Raw genomic sequence first — 15,500 nt, forward strand, 5'->3', positions numbered from 1 at the left:
GCGTCATGAGCGTTTCCCGCACCGCGACCCGAACCCGCAGCACGTCCGAGTCGACGGTCGAGCTCGAGCTGAACCTCGACGGCACGGGCGAGAGCCACATCGACACTTCGGTTCCGTTCTTCGACCACATGCTCACGGCGTTCGCGAAGCACTCGCTCACCGATCTGACCGTGCGTGCCTCCGGCGACACGAACATCGACGCGCACCACACCGTGGAAGACATCTCGATCGTGCTCGGACAGGCGATCCGTGAAGCCCTGGGTGACAAGTCCGGCATCTCCCGCTACGGCGACGCGCTCGTCCCGCTCGATGAGGCGCTCGCGCAGGCGGTCGTCGACATCAGCGGCCGACCGTACCTCGTGCACTCGGGCGAGCCGGCCGGATTCGAACACCACCTCATCGGCGGCCACTTCACCGGCTCACTCGTGCGGCACGTCTTCGAGGCGATCACGTTCGGTGCGGGGCTGACCGTGCACATGCGGGTGCTGGGCGGCCGAGACCCGCACCACATCGCAGAAGCCGAGTTCAAGGCGTTCGCGCGTGCCTTCCGTCAGGCCAAGGCGCTCGACCCCGACGTGGTCGGCATCCCGTCCACCAAGGGAGCACTGTGACGCGCAGGCCCACCGTCGCGGTCTACGACTACGGATCAGGTAACGTCCACTCCGCGGTCAAGGCGTTGATCGCGGCGGGCGCGGATGCGACCCTCACCGGCGACCGCACCGCGGCGCTGGAGGCCGACGGCCTGTTCGTGCCCGGCGTGGGTGCGTTCGCGGCGGTGCGCGAGGCGCTGCACGCCAAGGGCGGCGATGAGATCATCGAACGGCGTCTCGCCGGTGGTCGGCCGGTGCTCGGAGTGTGCGTCGGCATGCAGGTGCTGTTCTCGCACGGTGTCGAGCGCGGACGCGACGTCGAGGGACTCGGCGAATGGCCGGGAACCGTGACGCAACTCGAGGCACCGGTGCTGCCGCACATGGGCTGGAACACCGTCACGCCCGATGAGGGCAGCGTGCTGTTCCGCGGCATCGAGGACGAGCGGTTCTACTTCGTGCACTCCTATGCCGCGCAGAGCTGGGAGCTCGACGTGATCCCACCGTTCCCGCAGCCCGCGCTGACATGGACGACGTACGGCACGCCGTTCCTCGCCGCGGTCGAGAACGGCCCGCTGTCTGCGACGCAGTTCCACCCGGAGAAGTCGGGCGACGCCGGTATCCAGTTGCTGCGCAACTGGGTGCAGAGCCTCTGATCCGCGGTGCCGCCGCGCAAAGCAACGACATCGTTTTGAACCCTGCGCCGACCCGGGCTACTCTCGGTTGTCGTGCCGCTCACGGCCCATCGATCTCCACCCGAGGATGACATGAACGACTTCGCGTCAACGCCCAAGCTCACCCTTCTCCCGGCTGTCGACGTCGCCGGGGGCAAGGCGGTCCGACTGACACAGGGCGAGGCGGGCAGTGAGACGAACTACGGCGACCCGCTGGATGCCGCAGCGGAATGGGTCGACCAGGGTGCCGAGTGGATTCACCTCGTCGACCTCGATGCCGCCTTCGGACGCGGATCCAACGCTGCCATCCTCCGCAAGGTCATCAAGCAGTTCCGTGGCGTGAACGTGGAACTCTCCGGCGGCATCCGTGACGACGCGAGCCTCGAAGCCGCGCTCGAGACCGGCGCGTCCCGACTCAACCTCGGTACCGCCGCACTCGAGAACCCCGAGTGGGCCGCTAACGTGATCGGTCGCTACGGCGAGGCCGTGGCCGTCGGACTCGACGTGCGAGGAACGACCCTGGCCGCCCGCGGCTGGACGAAGGAGGGCGGCGATCTCTGGGAGGTCCTCGAACGCCTTGAGGACGCCGGATGCAGTCGTTACGTCGTGACCGACGTCACGAAGGACGGCACGCTGCGCGGCCCGAACCTCGACCTGCTGTGTGAAGTCACCGCGCGCACGCCGAAGCCGGTCGTCGCGTCCGGCGGCATCTCGAGCCTGGACGACATCGCCGCACTGCGCGATCTCGTGCACCTCGGTGTCGAGGGCGCGATCGTCGGCAAGGCGCTCTACGCCGGTGCATTCACGCTGGCAGAGGCCCTGGATGTCGCAGGGGACTGACGACGCCTGCGAACACGGGGCTGGTCCAGCCTCTGCAGGAGGTGACTCGGCCGGCGTCCCATGGGAGGGCCGCAGCTTCGAGTCGAACCCGCATGCGGGCGATGACGGTGCTGCCGATCCTGCGCTGCTCGCCGCTCTGCTGCGCTTCCGCGCGGGGGAGGGCAGTCAGGCCGAGGTCGTGGACGCGTTCCGCTCCGCGCGCGTTCTGATTCCCCTCGTCGCCGAGAAGGGCGAGGAGGGCGTGGCGCCCAGCGGCCTCGCCGTCGACAAGACGCAGGAGCTTTCGATCGTGACGGTCGCGGCTCCCGATGGCCGCACCGTGCAGCCGGTGTTCTCCTCGGTCACCGCGATGCAGAAGTGGGACGGCACCGCTCGACCGATCCCGGTGGAAGCAGTGCGCGCCGCGCTGGCCGCATCGTCCGAGCAGACCGACCTGATCGTGCTGGATCCGACGTCCGACACCGAGTTCGTCATCCGTCGCCCGGCCGTCTGGGCGGTCGCGCAGGGGCAGCGGTGGGAGCCGAGCTTCCTCTCGCCCGAGGTGTTCACGGCCCTTCAGGAGAGCGTCGCGCGCGAGCTCGCCGTGATCGATGTCGCAGTCGACGCGGGCGATCCCGATGCGCGGCTGAGCGGCCCCGAATTGATCGTCATCCTCGAACTCGTCGACGGTCTTGAGCGCGATGTGCTGGATGCTGTGCTCGCGCGTCTTGCGCAGCGTTGGGCCGCCGACGACCGCATCGCGGTGCTGGCTGACTCCCTGACGGTGAAGCTCCGCCGTTCCGCCTGAGCTCATCCCGCCGCGAGACCGACCTGGCGGCGCGAGACCGACGTGCACAGACTCGGTCTCGTGCGGCAGGCTCGGTCTCGCGGCAATATGCTCGCCTGGTGCGCGGGATGCTGGGGCTAGTTGACCGGTCCGGTCCACTTCTCGCCAGGCCCCTTGCCGATCGGGTCGGGGATGGCGGATGCTTCGCGGAAGGCGAGCTGGAGCGAGCGCAGCCCGTCGCGCAGCGAGCGCGCGTGCATGTCGCTGATCTCGGGTGCGCCGGCCGTGATGAGTCCGGCGAGGGCGTTGATGAGCTTGCGGGCCTCATCGAGGTCGAGCTCTGCGTCCGGGTCGTCTGCGAGGCCCGTCTTGACCGCGGCCGCGCTCATGAGGTGGACGGCGGCCGTGGTGATCACCTCGATGGCGGGCACGTCCGCGATGTCGCGGGTGGCTGCGGATGCCGCATCCTCCTGTTGCTGCCAGCGCTCGTGGCGCTCGTCGTGGCTGTCATCCTGCACCGGAATCGTCACTATGCCTTGCCTTCTGTTAGACTTTGTCGGGCTTCGGAGCGTAACTGCTCCGGAACGAAAGAGGATTCACTTCCCACCCGCGCTTGCCGTTCAAGGCTACCGGGTCTTGCACTCCACCGGCTCACGTCGGCAGATCAGACGAAAGTCCGATGTTCAGGGTGCGAAGCCGGCATCTGAACGCCGGTGGGTGGGGGACGATTCCGATTTCGCCCGTGTCGCAGTCAGCGTCACGGTGGCTTAATCCATCGTCTAAAAGGAGTTCCGCATCAGCGATCCCCGCACCAATGAGCGCATCCGCGTCCCCGAGGTCCGCCTCGTCGGTCCCGCGGGTGAGCAGATCGGCGTCGTCCGCATCGAGGCAGCGTTGCGCCTTGCGCAGGAAGCCGACCTAGACCTCGTCGAGGTCGCCCCAAACTCGAAGCCGCCCGTGGTCAAGATCATGGATTACGGCAAGTTCAAGTACGAGGCCGCGCAGAAGGCGAAGGAAGCTCGTCGCAACCAGGCGAACACGATCCTCAAAGAGGTGCGCTTCCGTCTGAAGATCGAAGCACACGACTACACGACGAAGCTCAAGCGCGCCGAGGGCTTCCTCAAGGCCGGCGACAAGGTCAAGGCCATGATCCTGTTCCGCGGTCGTGAGCAGTCGCGCCCAGAGCAGGGCGTGCGTCTGCTGCGCAAGTTCGCTGAAGACGTCGCCGAGCTCGGCACCGTCGAGTCGAACCCGACGATCGATGGTCGCAACATGGTGATGGTCGTGGCACCGCTGAAGAACAAGTCGGACGCGAAGGCCGAGCAGAACGCCCAACGCGACGCACAGCGTGCGGCCAACAAGCAGGCGTCGCATGCGACGCGCGAGACAGCGGATTCGACCGAAGCCGCCGCGGAGTAACACCCGCCCCCAGACTCCCGCAACGCGGGTTGAACCGTCGCCTGAGAAGGCGCCATACGAAGGAAGAGAAGATGCCGAAGCAGAAGACCCACTCGGGTGCTAAGAAGCGCTTCAAGATCACCGGCAGCGGCAAGCTGAAGAAGCAGCAGGCCGGGATGCGCCACAACCTCGAGCACAAGTCGAGTCGTCGCACCCGCCGTCTGAATCAGGACCAGGTGCTCTCGAAGGCTGACACCAAGGTCGCGAAGAAGCTTCTCGGTCGCTGACGCGTCCGATCGCAGGAATAGGAACTCAGGAAAATGGCAAGAGTAAAGCGGGCGGTAAACGCCCACAAGAAGCGTCGCGTCATCCTCGAGCGCGCCTCCGGCTACCGGGGCCAGCGTTCGCGCCTCTACCGCAAGGCCAAGGAGCAGGTCACCCACTCCCTCGTCTACGCGTACCGTGACCGTCGCAAGCGCAAGGGCGACTTCCGCCGCCTCTGGATCCAGCGCATCAACGCCGCTGCACGCCAGAACGGCATCACGTACAACCGCTTCATCCAGGGTCTCGGCCTTGCCGGCGTCCAGGTGGACCGTCGCATGCTCGCCGAGCTCGCGGTGAACGAGCCCGCGACGTTCGTCTCGCTCGTCGAGACGGCCAAGAAGGCACTGCCTTCCGACGTCAACGCTCCGAAGTCGGCTGCGTAAGCACCTTTCAGAAGACGGGCGCCTCCCTTCGGGGAGGGGCCCGTCTTCGTCGTTCGGCGTCGGGCTTGTCAGCGCCCTCGCGATGACCTCCGGCGTCGGGCGCCCCGTGAGACAGCGACGTCGACGATCAATGCGAGCAGAACGGATGCCGGATACACGAGCAGATCGCGCTGTGCGAAGGCCGACCCGAGAACGAGAACGGACGGCGGGAACGCGAGCGCCAAGGTGCGCGGCAGATCGGTGAGCTGCAGGAACTCGATGATCGTGCAGAAGATGATCGCGAGGGCCGCGGGAAGCGTGCGAGAACTCCGCGCCAGCAGGATCGCGAACAGCAGGTACGCGAACACGGCGTACAGCGCGTCGCCTGCGATGTCGCCTGTATCGCCAGAACCGAATCGATGGACCAGCAGACCGGCGACGAGTATGATCACCGCCGCTGCCGTGAGCGCAACCCTGCGTCCGGCGGAGGAGGCTCTGGTGCGATCGGTCACATGAGCACAGTACGAAGCGAACCTGCGCGCAGGCTCGACGCCGGGATGTGTGCGCGGGCCGCGCTGGTGTCTCTAGACTGGGGATCGTGCTGGAGAATCCCCGGTCCCCGCGTGTCCGAGCCGTCGCGAAGCTGACGAAGCGCAGCGCGCGTACCGAGACGGGGCTCTTTCTGCTCGAGGGGCCTCAGGCCGTTCGAGAGGCCCTCGCGTACCGTCCCGAGGCGATCGTCGAATTGTTCGCGACGCCGAACGGGTGGGAGAAGCATCCCGATCTGCGTGCCGCGAGTGCCGCGAACGCCGTCAAGGTCGAGCATGTCACCGAGTACGTGCTCAACGCCATGGCCGACACGGTCACGCCGCAGGGGCTCGTCGCCGTGGTGCGACAGACCCCGACGTCGCTGCGCGACATCTTCGCAGCATCCCCTCGCCTGATCGCGATCTGCGAGGAGGTGCGTGATCCGGGCAATCTCGGCACGATCATCCGTGCCGCGGATGCGGCCGGCGCCGACGCAGTGATCCTCACAGGTCGAACGGTCGATCCTCATAACCCCAAGGTCGTTCGAGCGACGACCGGCTCGCTGTTCCACCTGCCCATATCTGTCGGCGGAGACCTTGAGGACGTGGTCGAACGCGCCCACGCTGCGGGCATCACCGTGCTCGCCGCGGACGTGAAGGGCGATGATCTGCTGCAGGCGCGAGCGGACGGCATTCTTGCGCAACCCACGGCCTGGTTGTTCGGCAATGAGGCCTGGGGGCTCGAGGACTCAGCTCTCGCACTGGCCGATCACGTGCTCAAGCTGCCGATCTTCGGTCGCGCCGAGTCGCTCAATCTCGCCACGGCTGCGAGCGTATGTCTCTACGAAAGTGCCTTCACGCAGCGAGCAGCAGACGGCCGCTGACCGTCGGATCCTGTCTTCCGCCCTGTTACCGGTCGGTTACAACTCGATAACCCGCCGACGCGGATGCTGGTTCCCGTCCGCATGCACTCACTAGTGTGGGGTCATGACCGAGACTGGTACACCCCTCGTCGTGGTGGAGAACGTTCAGAAACACTACGGCGATTTCCAGGCGCTGACCGATATCGACCTCACCGTGAACAAGGGCGAGGTGGTCGTGGTGATCGGGCCGTCCGGGTCCGGCAAGTCGACACTGTGCCGCACGATCAATCGTCTGGAGACGATCACGAGCGGCAGGATCTCGATCGATGGCGAGCCGCTTCCCGCCGAGGGCAAGGGACTGGCCAAGCTCCGTGCCGACGTCGGCATGGTGTTCCAATCCTTCAACCTGTTCGCCCATCTGACGATCCTCGAGAACGTGACCCTCGGGCCGATCAAGGTGCGCGGCCTCAAGAAGGCGGATGCCGACAAGGAGGGCATGGCCCTTCTCGAACGCGTCGGGGTCGCCCAGCAGGCATCCAAGCTTCCTGCCCAGCTCTCCGGAGGTCAGCAGCAGCGTGTCGCGATCGCTCGTGCTCTCGCGATGCGTCCGAAGGTGATGCTCTTCGACGAGCCCACCAGCGCCCTGGACCCCGAGATGATCAACGAAGTGCTCGATGTCATGGTCGGACTCGCGAAGGACGGCATGACGATGATCGTCGTCACCCATGAGATGGGCTTCGCGCGCAAGGCCGCGAACCGCGTCGTCTTCATGGCGGACGGGAAGATCGTCGAAGAGGCGACGCCGGAGGAGTTCTTCACGAAGCCGAAGAGCGATCGCGCCAAGGATTTCCTCTCGAAGCTCCTCACACACTGACCTTTTTTGTACACACAGCACACAAGGAGACGAAAATGCGACGCACACGGACACTGGCAGGGATCGGGATCGCGGCGGTTGCGCTGCTCGCCCTGACCGCCTGCAACAGCGGCAGCCCGGCGACACCCGGTGACGACACCGGTGGCGAAGCGGAAGAGCCCTCGACCTGGTTCGAGGTCGCCTCCGACGTCTCGCTCGAGGGCAGCCCGACGTTCGACGCCATGACCGAACGTGACGGCGTGGTCGTCGGAGTCAAGGAAGACCAGCCGGGCCTCGGCTACCTCGACGTCACGACGGGGGAGCGCACCGGCTTCGACATCGACATCGCACGGTGGATCGCGGCATCCCTCGGCTTCGACGAGGACAAGATCGAGTTCAAGCCGATCGCGTCCGCGAACCGTGAGCAGGCGATCACCAACGGTGACATCGACTACTACGTCGGCACCTACTCGATCACCGACAAGCGCAAGGAGCAGATCAGCTTCGCAGGCCCGTATTTCATCACCGGGCAGGGGCTGCTCGTCACAAGCGACAGCGACATCACCAGCGAAGCAGATCTCACTGCTGACACCACGGTGTGCTCCGCGACCGGGTCCACCCCGATTCAGAACATCCGCGACAACTACCCGGACGTTCCGACTCGCGAGTTCGACCTGTACTCCGCGTGCGTCGAGGCTCTCCTGAACGGTGAGGTCCAGGCCGTCACCACCGACCAGGCGATCCTGATCGGCTATGCCGCGGCAGACCCCGACAATCTCAAGGTCGTCGGAGAGCCCTTCACCGAGGAGCGCTACGGCGTCGGTCTCACCAAGGGAGACGAAGCTCTGCAGGAGCACATCAACACCCTCTTCACCGATGGCGGCGACATCTGGCAGGCGATCTTCGACGCGAACCTCGGTTCGTCCGGGATCACCGTCGAACAGCCCGCAGTCGACTGACTGACTCGGGGGCGGTCCAGTAGGGCCGCCCCCTCTCAATCTTCAGAAGGGGAGGCGGCGTGGACGTCATCTTCGGGAACCTCGACCTATGGGGAGAGGCGATCAGCAACACGCTGCTGATTTTCTTTGGCGGAGGCGTACTCGCCCTCGTGATCGGTGTGATCATCGGGGCTGCGCGTGTATCTCCGGTCCCGATCGCACGCGGAGTGGGGACGCTCTACGTCAACCTCGTCAGGAACACCCCGCTTACGCTGGTCTTCTTCTTCTTCATCTTCGGATACCCGCAACTCGGCCTTCCACGGCTCAGCCCCGTCATCCTCGGGATCCTGGCCATCGGCATCTACACGGCCACCTACGTCGCCGAGGTCCTGCGGGCCGGCATCAACACGGTCCCGGTCGGTCAAGCCGAAGCCGCGCGCGCGATCGGCCTCCCATTCGGACAGGTGATGACGCTCGTCGTCCTGCCGCAGGCGTTCCGTTCGGTGGTCCCGCCCATGGTGAGCGTGTTCATCGCACTGCTCAAGAACACGACGGTCGCTGCCGGATTCTCGGTTCTCGAGCTCGGCGCGATCCGCTCCTATCTCAGCGAGCGCGGTGAGAACGCCCTCGTGGTCCTTCTCTGGGTCGCCGTGATCTTCGTCGCCCTCGTCATGCTGCTCAGCTGGCTGCAGCGATATCTCGAGAACAAATGGAGGATCGCGCGATGACTTCCGTCCTTTTTGACGTCCCCGGGCCCAAGGCCGTTCTCCGCAATCGCCTGATCGGAGTCCTCACGGTCGCCGTGGTTCTCGCCGTCATCGCGTTCATCGGCTACCGGTTCTGGGAGTCCGGCCAGTTCGACGCATCGCGCTGGTACATCTTCACCTTCTCCGCGGTATGGGGCCAGATTCTCGAGGCGCTCGGCAACACGCTCGCCGCGTTCGCGCTGGCCGCGGTGCTGAGTCTCGTGCTCGGCTTCGTGCTGGCGATCGGCCGCATGTCCGAACATGCCTGGGTGCGGATCCCTGTGACCGTGATCACCGAGTTCTTCCGTGCCGTCCCTGTCCTCGTCTTCATGATGCTGCTGTACTACGGCCTCCCCACCCTCGGGGTGAAGATGGATCCCTACTGGGCGGTCGTTCTCGCGCTCATGATGTACAACGGCTCCGTGCTCGCCGAGGTGTTGCGTGCCGGTGTCGAGTCACTGCCTCGAGGGCAGAAAGAGGCCGGCTACGCCATCGGGCTGCGCAAGGCAGGGGTCATGCAACTGATTCTGCTGCCGCAGGCGATCAGAGCCATGCTCCCCGTGATCGTCGCTCAGCTCGTGGTGACGATGAAGGACACCGCGCTCGGATTCATCATCACCTACCCCGAGCTGCTGTACTACGCGAAACTGCTCAGCTCGCAGCAGGGACGACCGATCCTGCAGTCGGCGTTCATCATCGGCGGCATCTACATCGTGATGTGTCTCATCCTGTCCGGCATCGCGAAGTACCTCGAGATCCGCACCCGCCACTCGCCGAAGCTGCAGGCGCTCGCCGCTGACAATGCGGCGGTGATGCACGAGGGCACTGACACCGAGATCATCGTGGCGCAGAAGGGCGCCGGAAAGTTCGACGGGACGAGCACGGGGCCCGGAGCCTGACGGGAGAGGGAGCCGCGCGCCGGTAGACTCGTGTCTCGTGTCAGACGCTCCAGAAATCACGCCCGAGGCGGTGGAATCCGCCGTCGCCGCCGCGCTCGAGGCGATCGGTGCCGCTGCCGATACCGCAGAGCTGAAAGCCGCGCGAACCGCGCACGTCGCCGAAGGATCGCCGCTGGCAGTCCTGAACGCGTCGATGCGCCAGGTCGCGCCCGAGCACAAGGCCGCATTCGGCAAGCTCGTCGGACAGGGCCGCGGCCAGGTCACCAAGGCACTCGCCGCGCGTGAGGCCGAGCTCGCCGAGGCCGAGACCGCAGCGCGACTCGAGGCTGAGCGTGTCGACATCACGGCCGTGTCCTCTCGTACGCGCGTCGGTGCTCGGCATCCGCTCTCGCAGCTCCAGGACGACGTCTCCGACATCTTCGTCGGCATGGGGTGGGAGATCGCCGAAGGCCCTGAACTCGAGCACGAATGGTTCAACTTCGACGCGCTGAACTTCGACGTCGATCACCCCGCGCGTCAGATGCAGGACACATTCTTCGTCGATCCCGTCGATCGCCACCTGGTCATGCGCACGCACACGAGTCCCGTGCAGGTGCGCTCGATGCTCGACCGCGACGTGCCGATCTATGTGCTGTGCCCAGGGCGCGTGTACCGAACTGACGAGTTCGACGCCACGCACCTGCCGGTGTTCACCCAGTTCGAGGGCCTCGTCGTCGACAAGGGCATCACGATGGCGCACCTCAAAGGCACCCTCGACCACTTCGCGAAGCTCCTCTTCGGCCCCGAGGCCAAGACGCGCTTCCGTACCAACTACTTCCCATTCACCGAGCCTTCAGCCGAACTCGACCTGTGGCACCCGACCTTCAAGGGCGGCGCGCGTTGGATCGAGTGGGGCGGATGCGGCATGATCAACCCGAACGTGCTGCGCGCGGCGGGCATCGATCCCGACGTGTACAGCGGCTTCGCCTTCGGGATGGGAATCGAGCGCGGGCTGATGTTCCGCAGCGACGTGCAGGACATGCGCGACATGGCAGAGGGCGATGTGCGCTTCAGTGAGCAGTTCGGGATGGTGGTGTGATGCGCGTCCCGCTTTCGTGGTTGCGTGAGTACGTCGATGTGGCGCCGGATGCCACGGCAGAGGACATCCTCGAGTCGTTGGTGACCGTCGGTTTCGAAGAAGAGGAGATCCACCGCTTCGAGATCTCCGGTCCTGTCGTCGTCGGGCAGGTGCTGTCCTTCGAGGCCGAACCGCAGTCCAACGGCAAGACGATCCGCTGGTGCCAGGTCGATGTCGGCACTTCGACAGGGTCAGGGACCGAGATCGCCGCCAGCGGCGATCGAGACATTCGAGGCATCGTCTGCGGCGCGAGCAACTTCGCCGTCGGAGACAAGGTCGTGGTGACGCTGCCGGGTGCTGTGCTGCCAGGCCCGTTCCCGATCGCCGCGCGCAAGACCTATGGTCATGTGTCCGACGGCATGATCGCGTCGGCGCGTGAGCTCGGCCTGGGCGATGAGCACGACGGCATCCTGATCCTGTCCTCGCTCGGCATCGACGCGCCGGTCGGTGCGGATGCGATCGCCCTGCTGGGCCTTGATGACGTCGCCGTCGAGATCAACGTCACCCCCGACCGCGGGTATGCCTTCTCGATCCGCGGCGTGGCCCGCGAGTACGCGCACGCTACCGGCGCAGACTTCCGCGACCCTGCGGAGCACGAGTGGTCCGAGGTGGAACCCGGTACCGGATTCCCGATCACCGTCGATGCGGAGCCGTTGCGCGAGAATCCTGCCGTGCAGGAATTCGTCGTGCGCGTCGTGCGCGATGTCGACCCCTCCCGTCCGACGCCGCCGTGGATGGTCGCGCGGCTTTCGCTCGCCGGCATCCGCTCGCTGGGCGTGCTCATCGACATCACCAACTACGTGATGCTCGAGTTGGGCAACCCGATCCACGGGTACGACCTCGACAAGCTCTCCGGCGGCATCACGGTTCGTCGCGCACAGCACGGCGAGAAGATGAAGACGCTCGACGGTCAGGAGCGCACGCTCCACGTCGAAGATCTGCTCATCACCGATGACTCCGGTCCGATCGGCCTCGCCGGCGTCATGGGTGGCGGCACGACAGAGATGGGCGATGAGACGCGCAACGTGCTCATCGAGGCCGCGATCTTCGATCCGATCTCGATCGCCCGCAGCGCGCGTCGGCACAAGCTGCCCAGCGAGGCATCCAAGCGTTTCGAGCGCGGGGTCGACCCGCTGGTGCCGTTCGCCGCAGCGCGACGTGTGGCAGACCTCATGGTCGAGCTCGCAGGCGGCCTTATCGACGAGGTGGGCGGAGCACTGTTCTCCGACGTCGAGATCGCAGGCATCGCGCTGTCCGCCGAGTTCGTCCCCGGTCTCATCGGTGTCGACTACACGGATCAGGAGATCGTCGACGCGCTCGAGACGATCGGCGCGGAGGTCACCGAGACCTCGAACGGCTGGCAGGTCATCCCGCCGAGCTGGCGTCCCGATCTCACCGACAAGTGGACGCTGGCGGAGGAGGTCGCCCGTATCCACGGGCTGGACCGCATCCCTTCCGTGCTGCCGACGCCGCCATCCGGGCGCGGGCTCACCGCGCTGCAGCAGGGGCGCCGTCGCGTCGCGAACGCGCTGGCCGCTGCCGGGCTCGTCGAGACGCCCGCCTTCCCGTTCACCACCGAGGCGCATAACGATCTGCACGGTTCGGCGTCGGGGGAGCACCTTCCGAGCATCAAGCTCGCGAATCCGCTCGACGGGCAGGCGCCGTTCCTGCGCCGCTCGCTGATCCCCGGTCTGCTGCAGATCGCGCACCGCAACATCGCGCGCGGACTCACCGACCTCGCGATCTTCGAGACCGGAGCCGTGTTCCTGCCGGAACCGGGCGTCGTGTACGGCACGGATGAGGTGCCGCCGCTGGGTCAGCGACCCTCGGACGAGACTCTCGCCGAGCTCAACGCCTCGATCCCGCCGCAGCACCGCCATGTCGCCGCGCTCTTCACCGGCAACGCGACGGTCCGCCAGCCCGGACGCGCAGCGGAGGCCGTAGGGCTGACGGATGCTCTGGATGCTGTGCGCGTCATCGCGGTCGCATCCGGAGTCGAGATCGTCGTGGCGCAGGGACAGCGCGCGGCGCTGCACCCTGGACGCACCGGAGTGCTGAGCGTCGATGGCGTCGAGGTCGGCTACGTCGGCGAACTGCACCCGGATGTCGCAGCCGACGCTGATCTGCCCGGTCGCGCTGTGGTGCTGGAGCTCGATCTGGACGGCGTCCTGTCGCTGGCGGGAAACCGCGTCGTCGCCGCGTCGCTGTCGACGTACCCGGCCGCGACGCAGGATGTGTCGTTGGTCGTTCCAGACTCGGTGACGGCGGACGAGCTGCGCGCTGCTCTCGTCGAAGGTGCCGGCGAACTGCTGGAGTCGCTGCGACTGGTCGACGACTACCGCGGTGAGGGCATCACTGAGGGCGAGAAGAGCCTGACGTTCGCGCTGCGTTTTCGCGCCGAGGATCGTACGCTGACTGCGGCCGAGGCGACGGAGGCGAAGCTCGCCGGCGTGGCTGTCGCGGCTGAGCGCTTCGGGGCGACCTTGCGCGAGTAGCGTCCGAGTATCGTTCGGAACGCCGGTGTCTCTTTCGGGATGCCGGCGTTCTGTATCTGGTTCTGGATCATATCTTCGATAAAACTACGAGAAAGCTCTTGTAAGGATCGAATGTATCAACTAAACTGAACACATGGAACCTTGGTTCGACGATGTGGATGACCGGCCTCGTGATGCCGCGTTCTTCGTGGAGTCTGCGTTGGATGATCTGCAGTGTGCGGATGTCGATCTGAATCGGTATGAGGCGCGGCGGTCGGTGAGGATTGCGGATGCTGTCGCGTTGGCGCGTCGCAATCCCGAGGTGTATGTGCACCACACGACGGATAAGGATGCCGTGGATCAGGCGGTGCGTGCGGCGGTGTTCGATATCGCGTTGCGGCTGCGGTGCTCGGAGGAGTACGTGCGTGGTGTGCTGTTCACGGCAGAGCAGGCGATGGCGCATCTTCCGTTGCTGTGGCAGCAGGCCAGGGACGGGTTCGTGTCGATGTATCTCGTCGGTCGCACCGTCGGCGCTCTGGCACGGGTGCGGGCCGATTTCGGTGCATCGGAGGAAGAGCTCGATCTCGAGCGTGAGGCGATGCGGTTGATCGATCAGGCGGCGTCGGAGTGGGCGCTGTCGTGTCCGCCGGCGGCCTTCGCTCGCCGGTTGCGCACTCTGGTCGATCGGCTCGACCCGGTCGGCGCGGCCGAGCGTCACGGCCGGAAGGTGCGCGAACGCCGCGTCGTCGTCCACGAGGATGAGGACGGCATGAGCTGGTTCATGGCGTACATCCCGACGATCGAGGCGATCGCCGCGAAACGCCGTCTGACGTCCGCGGCCAAGCATCTGCAGAAGCATCCGGACGAGTGCCGCACGCGCGACCAGATCCGCGCCGACCTGTGCTCCGAGTGGTTGCGCGGTATCGGTACCGACAAGGCAGTCAAGACGAAGATCTTCGTCACCATTCCCGTCGAACTCCTTGCGGCCGAGCTCGTCGGTCATGGCCCGATCGACCCGCTCACCGCGAAGCAGCTGTTCCTCGATGCGAAGGCGTTTCGCCGGGTGATCATCGACCCGATCCGCAGCGTCGTGGTGGACATGGACCGCCGCTCCCGCCGCGCCACTCAAGCGCAACGCGAATGGCTCATCCTGCAACACGGCACCTGCGCCAGAGACGGCTGCAACCGCCTCGCTCAAGACGCCGACATCGACCACAAGACCCCATGGGCGAGCGGCGGCAAGACCGACATCAACGAGCTCCGGCCGCTGTGTCCACGCGACCACGTGCATCGACATCTCACGCGAGCGATCTACCGCAGCCGGCCGGATAATTCAGTCCAGGTCATCACATCGACCGGGCATGAAAGCAAGCCGACACCTCACGCCCCCACCACCGAACCACCGTTCTGAACCCTGCTGAGCGCGCTGGCCGGTTCACTCGCGTGTCCGTTGGCGTCGCTCCTCATGGCCAGCCAGGATGAGAGCATGGCCTCCGAATCGGTATCCACCTGGCTGCGTGCTCGGCCTCTGCTCGCGAGGGCATCGCACCGGGGGACTGGGTGTTGTGGCGCCTCATCCCGACGAGGGTCGAATTCTGGTGCGGGGCGGTCGATCGTCGGCACACCTGGATCGTGTACTTTCGCGAGGGCGAGAACTGGTCGCACACGGTGACCGACGGCGAAGCGGACGGAGCGAGTACGGCATGAGCGACTACCAGGTGACACAGATCGGTGCACCGGGCTCGGTGGTCCGCGTCGGTCAGAACGTCTGGCGCACGTGGCGTGCTCGTCCGGACAGCGCCGAGCAACTGCGCTGGCTGTGCATCAGGGCGGGCGGCGAGCAGCCAGAGGCCTCGGCATCGGACCGTTCCTGCGTCCCGGAAGCCAGATCGATTGGCATTGCCGCAAGCCGAACTGGCAGACGGGGGATGCGTCGAACATCGCGCCGATGCGCGTCGTGCGCGATGATGAGCGGGGACTGGTGGCATGGTTGGCGGCCGGCACGCCCTGGTCGGTCTGGCTGTTCTGGAGTGAGGCTTCCGGTGCGGACTGGGCGTTCGCAGGCTGGTGCGTGAACCTCGAGAACGCGGAGTGGTCGATCCCGCAACTCTCCGACCTGCCGCGCTGACTCT

19 protein-coding genes are annotated in these 15,500 nt (G+C 66.1%); 17 read left to right on the forward strand and 2 right to left on the reverse strand.

Annotation, left to right across the window (positions count from 1 at the left end; all coding sequences use genetic code 11):
* Positions 1 to 5: 5 nt before the first annotated feature.
* The 4 genes from hisB (at position 6) to J1M43_RS06295 (ending at position 2,888) form a co-directional block, all read left to right on the forward strand.
* Positions 6 to 611, forward strand: coding sequence for an imidazoleglycerol-phosphate dehydratase HisB (hisB, locus tag J1M43_RS06280; protein WP_033106983.1), 606 nt, complete (start codon positions 6 to 8; stop codon positions 609 to 611).
* Positions 608 to 1,243 carry an imidazole glycerol phosphate synthase subunit HisH gene (hisH, locus tag J1M43_RS06285; protein WP_033106882.1) on the forward strand — a complete coding sequence of 212 codons (636 nt, stop codon included), beginning with the start codon at positions 608 to 610 and terminating at the stop codon, positions 1,241 to 1,243. The genes hisB and hisH overlap by 4 nt, the downstream gene beginning before the upstream one ends.
* Before the next feature lie 111 nt (positions 1,244 to 1,354).
* Positions 1,355 to 2,101, forward strand: coding sequence for a bifunctional 1-(5-phosphoribosyl)-5-((5-phosphoribosylamino)methylideneamino)imidazole-4-carboxamide isomerase/phosphoribosylanthranilate isomerase PriA (gene priA, locus J1M43_RS06290; protein WP_206476299.1), 747 nt, complete (start codon positions 1,355 to 1,357; stop codon positions 2,099 to 2,101).
* Positions 2,085 to 2,888 (forward strand): SseB family protein, encoded by an 804-nt coding sequence (locus tag J1M43_RS06295; RefSeq protein ID WP_206476300.1) that lies wholly within the window; start codon positions 2,085 to 2,087, stop codon positions 2,886 to 2,888. Before priA ends, J1M43_RS06295 begins: the two co-directional genes overlap by 17 nt.
* 116 nt (positions 2,889 to 3,004) lie before the next feature.
* On the opposite strand, the gene J1M43_RS06300 is transcribed toward J1M43_RS06295, so the two are convergent.
* Positions 3,005 to 3,391: a DUF1844 domain-containing protein gene (locus J1M43_RS06300; protein WP_374058528.1), complete on the reverse strand. Its 387-nt coding sequence runs from the start codon at positions 3,389 to 3,391 to the stop codon at positions 3,005 to 3,007.
* 271 nt (positions 3,392 to 3,662) lie between these two features.
* On the opposite strand from J1M43_RS06300, the gene infC reads away from it, so the two are divergent.
* From infC to rplT, 3 genes are all read left to right on the forward strand, one after another.
* A complete protein-coding gene (infC, locus tag J1M43_RS06305) occupies positions 3,663 to 4,286 on the forward strand; it encodes a translation initiation factor IF-3 (protein ID WP_084595836.1) in 624 nt (207 codons plus the stop codon).
* A 71-nt stretch (positions 4,287 to 4,357) separates the two neighbouring features.
* On the forward strand, positions 4,358 to 4,552 hold the full coding sequence (gene rpmI / locus J1M43_RS06310; protein ID WP_017828564.1) for a 50S ribosomal protein L35: 195 nt from the start codon (positions 4,358 to 4,360) through the stop codon (positions 4,550 to 4,552).
* 33 nt (positions 4,553 to 4,585) lie between these two features.
* Positions 4,586 to 4,972 (forward strand): 50S ribosomal protein L20, encoded by a 387-nt coding sequence (gene rplT / locus J1M43_RS06315; protein ID WP_033106886.1) that lies wholly within the window; start codon positions 4,586 to 4,588, stop codon positions 4,970 to 4,972.
* Between the two features lie 68 nt (positions 4,973 to 5,040).
* Here the strand turns inward: rplT and J1M43_RS16680 are convergent, their stop codons facing one another.
* Positions 5,041 to 5,463: a DUF2809 domain-containing protein gene (locus J1M43_RS16680; protein WP_206476301.1), complete on the reverse strand. Its 423-nt coding sequence runs from the start codon at positions 5,461 to 5,463 to the stop codon at positions 5,041 to 5,043.
* 86 nt (positions 5,464 to 5,549) lie between these two features.
* Here J1M43_RS16680 and J1M43_RS06325 point away from each other — a divergent pair, with 86 nt between their 5' ends.
* The 10 genes from J1M43_RS06325 (at position 5,550) to J1M43_RS06370 (ending at position 15,496) form a co-directional block, all read left to right on the forward strand.
* Positions 5,550 to 6,362, forward strand: a complete 813-nt coding sequence (locus tag J1M43_RS06325) for an RNA methyltransferase (protein ID WP_033106888.1) — start codon at positions 5,550 to 5,552, stop codon at positions 6,360 to 6,362.
* 103 nt (positions 6,363 to 6,465) lie between these two features.
* Positions 6,466 to 7,215 carry an amino acid ABC transporter ATP-binding protein gene (locus tag J1M43_RS06330; protein ID WP_033106889.1) on the forward strand — a complete coding sequence of 250 codons (750 nt, stop codon included), beginning with the start codon at positions 6,466 to 6,468 and terminating at the stop codon, positions 7,213 to 7,215.
* 35 nt (positions 7,216 to 7,250) lie between these two features.
* On the forward strand, positions 7,251 to 8,153 hold the full coding sequence (locus tag J1M43_RS06335; RefSeq protein WP_033106890.1) for a glutamate ABC transporter substrate-binding protein: 903 nt from the start codon (positions 7,251 to 7,253) through the stop codon (positions 8,151 to 8,153).
* Positions 8,154 to 8,212: 59 nt separating this feature from the next.
* Positions 8,213 to 8,860, forward strand: coding sequence for an amino acid ABC transporter permease (locus tag J1M43_RS06340; RefSeq protein WP_033106891.1), 648 nt, complete (start codon positions 8,213 to 8,215; stop codon positions 8,858 to 8,860).
* The gene (locus J1M43_RS06345) at positions 8,857 to 9,777 is read left to right on the forward strand and encodes an amino acid ABC transporter permease (RefSeq protein WP_033106985.1); all 921 of its coding nucleotides are present in this window, start codon (positions 8,857 to 8,859) and stop codon (positions 9,775 to 9,777) included. The genes J1M43_RS06340 and J1M43_RS06345 overlap by 4 nt, the downstream gene beginning before the upstream one ends.
* 37 nt (positions 9,778 to 9,814) lie before the next feature.
* Positions 9,815 to 10,855 (forward strand): phenylalanine--tRNA ligase subunit alpha, encoded by a 1,041-nt coding sequence (pheS, locus tag J1M43_RS06350; RefSeq protein WP_033106892.1) that lies wholly within the window; start codon positions 9,815 to 9,817, stop codon positions 10,853 to 10,855.
* Positions 10,855 to 13,389, forward strand: coding sequence for a phenylalanine--tRNA ligase subunit beta (gene pheT, locus J1M43_RS06355; protein ID WP_033106893.1), 2,535 nt, complete (start codon positions 10,855 to 10,857; stop codon positions 13,387 to 13,389). The genes pheS and pheT overlap by 1 nt, the downstream gene beginning before the upstream one ends.
* Before the next feature lie 133 nt (positions 13,390 to 13,522).
* Positions 13,523 to 14,779, forward strand: coding sequence for an HNH endonuclease signature motif containing protein (locus tag J1M43_RS06360; protein WP_206476302.1), 1,257 nt, complete (start codon positions 13,523 to 13,525; stop codon positions 14,777 to 14,779).
* 149 nt (positions 14,780 to 14,928) lie between these two features.
* Positions 14,929 to 15,075 (forward strand): pyridoxine 5'-phosphate oxidase C-terminal domain-containing protein, encoded by a 147-nt coding sequence (locus tag J1M43_RS06365; protein ID WP_307823286.1) that lies wholly within the window; start codon positions 14,929 to 14,931, stop codon positions 15,073 to 15,075.
* Between the two features lie 112 nt (positions 15,076 to 15,187).
* Positions 15,188 to 15,496, forward strand: a complete 309-nt coding sequence (locus tag J1M43_RS06370; RefSeq protein WP_206476303.1) for a hypothetical protein — start codon at positions 15,188 to 15,190, stop codon at positions 15,494 to 15,496.
* Positions 15,497 to 15,500: the final 4 nt, after the last annotated feature.

Source organism: Microbacterium sp. KRD172, from assembly GCF_017168295.1.
Taxonomy (GTDB): Bacteria; Actinomycetota; Actinomycetes; order Actinomycetales; family Microbacteriaceae; genus Microbacterium; species Microbacterium profundi.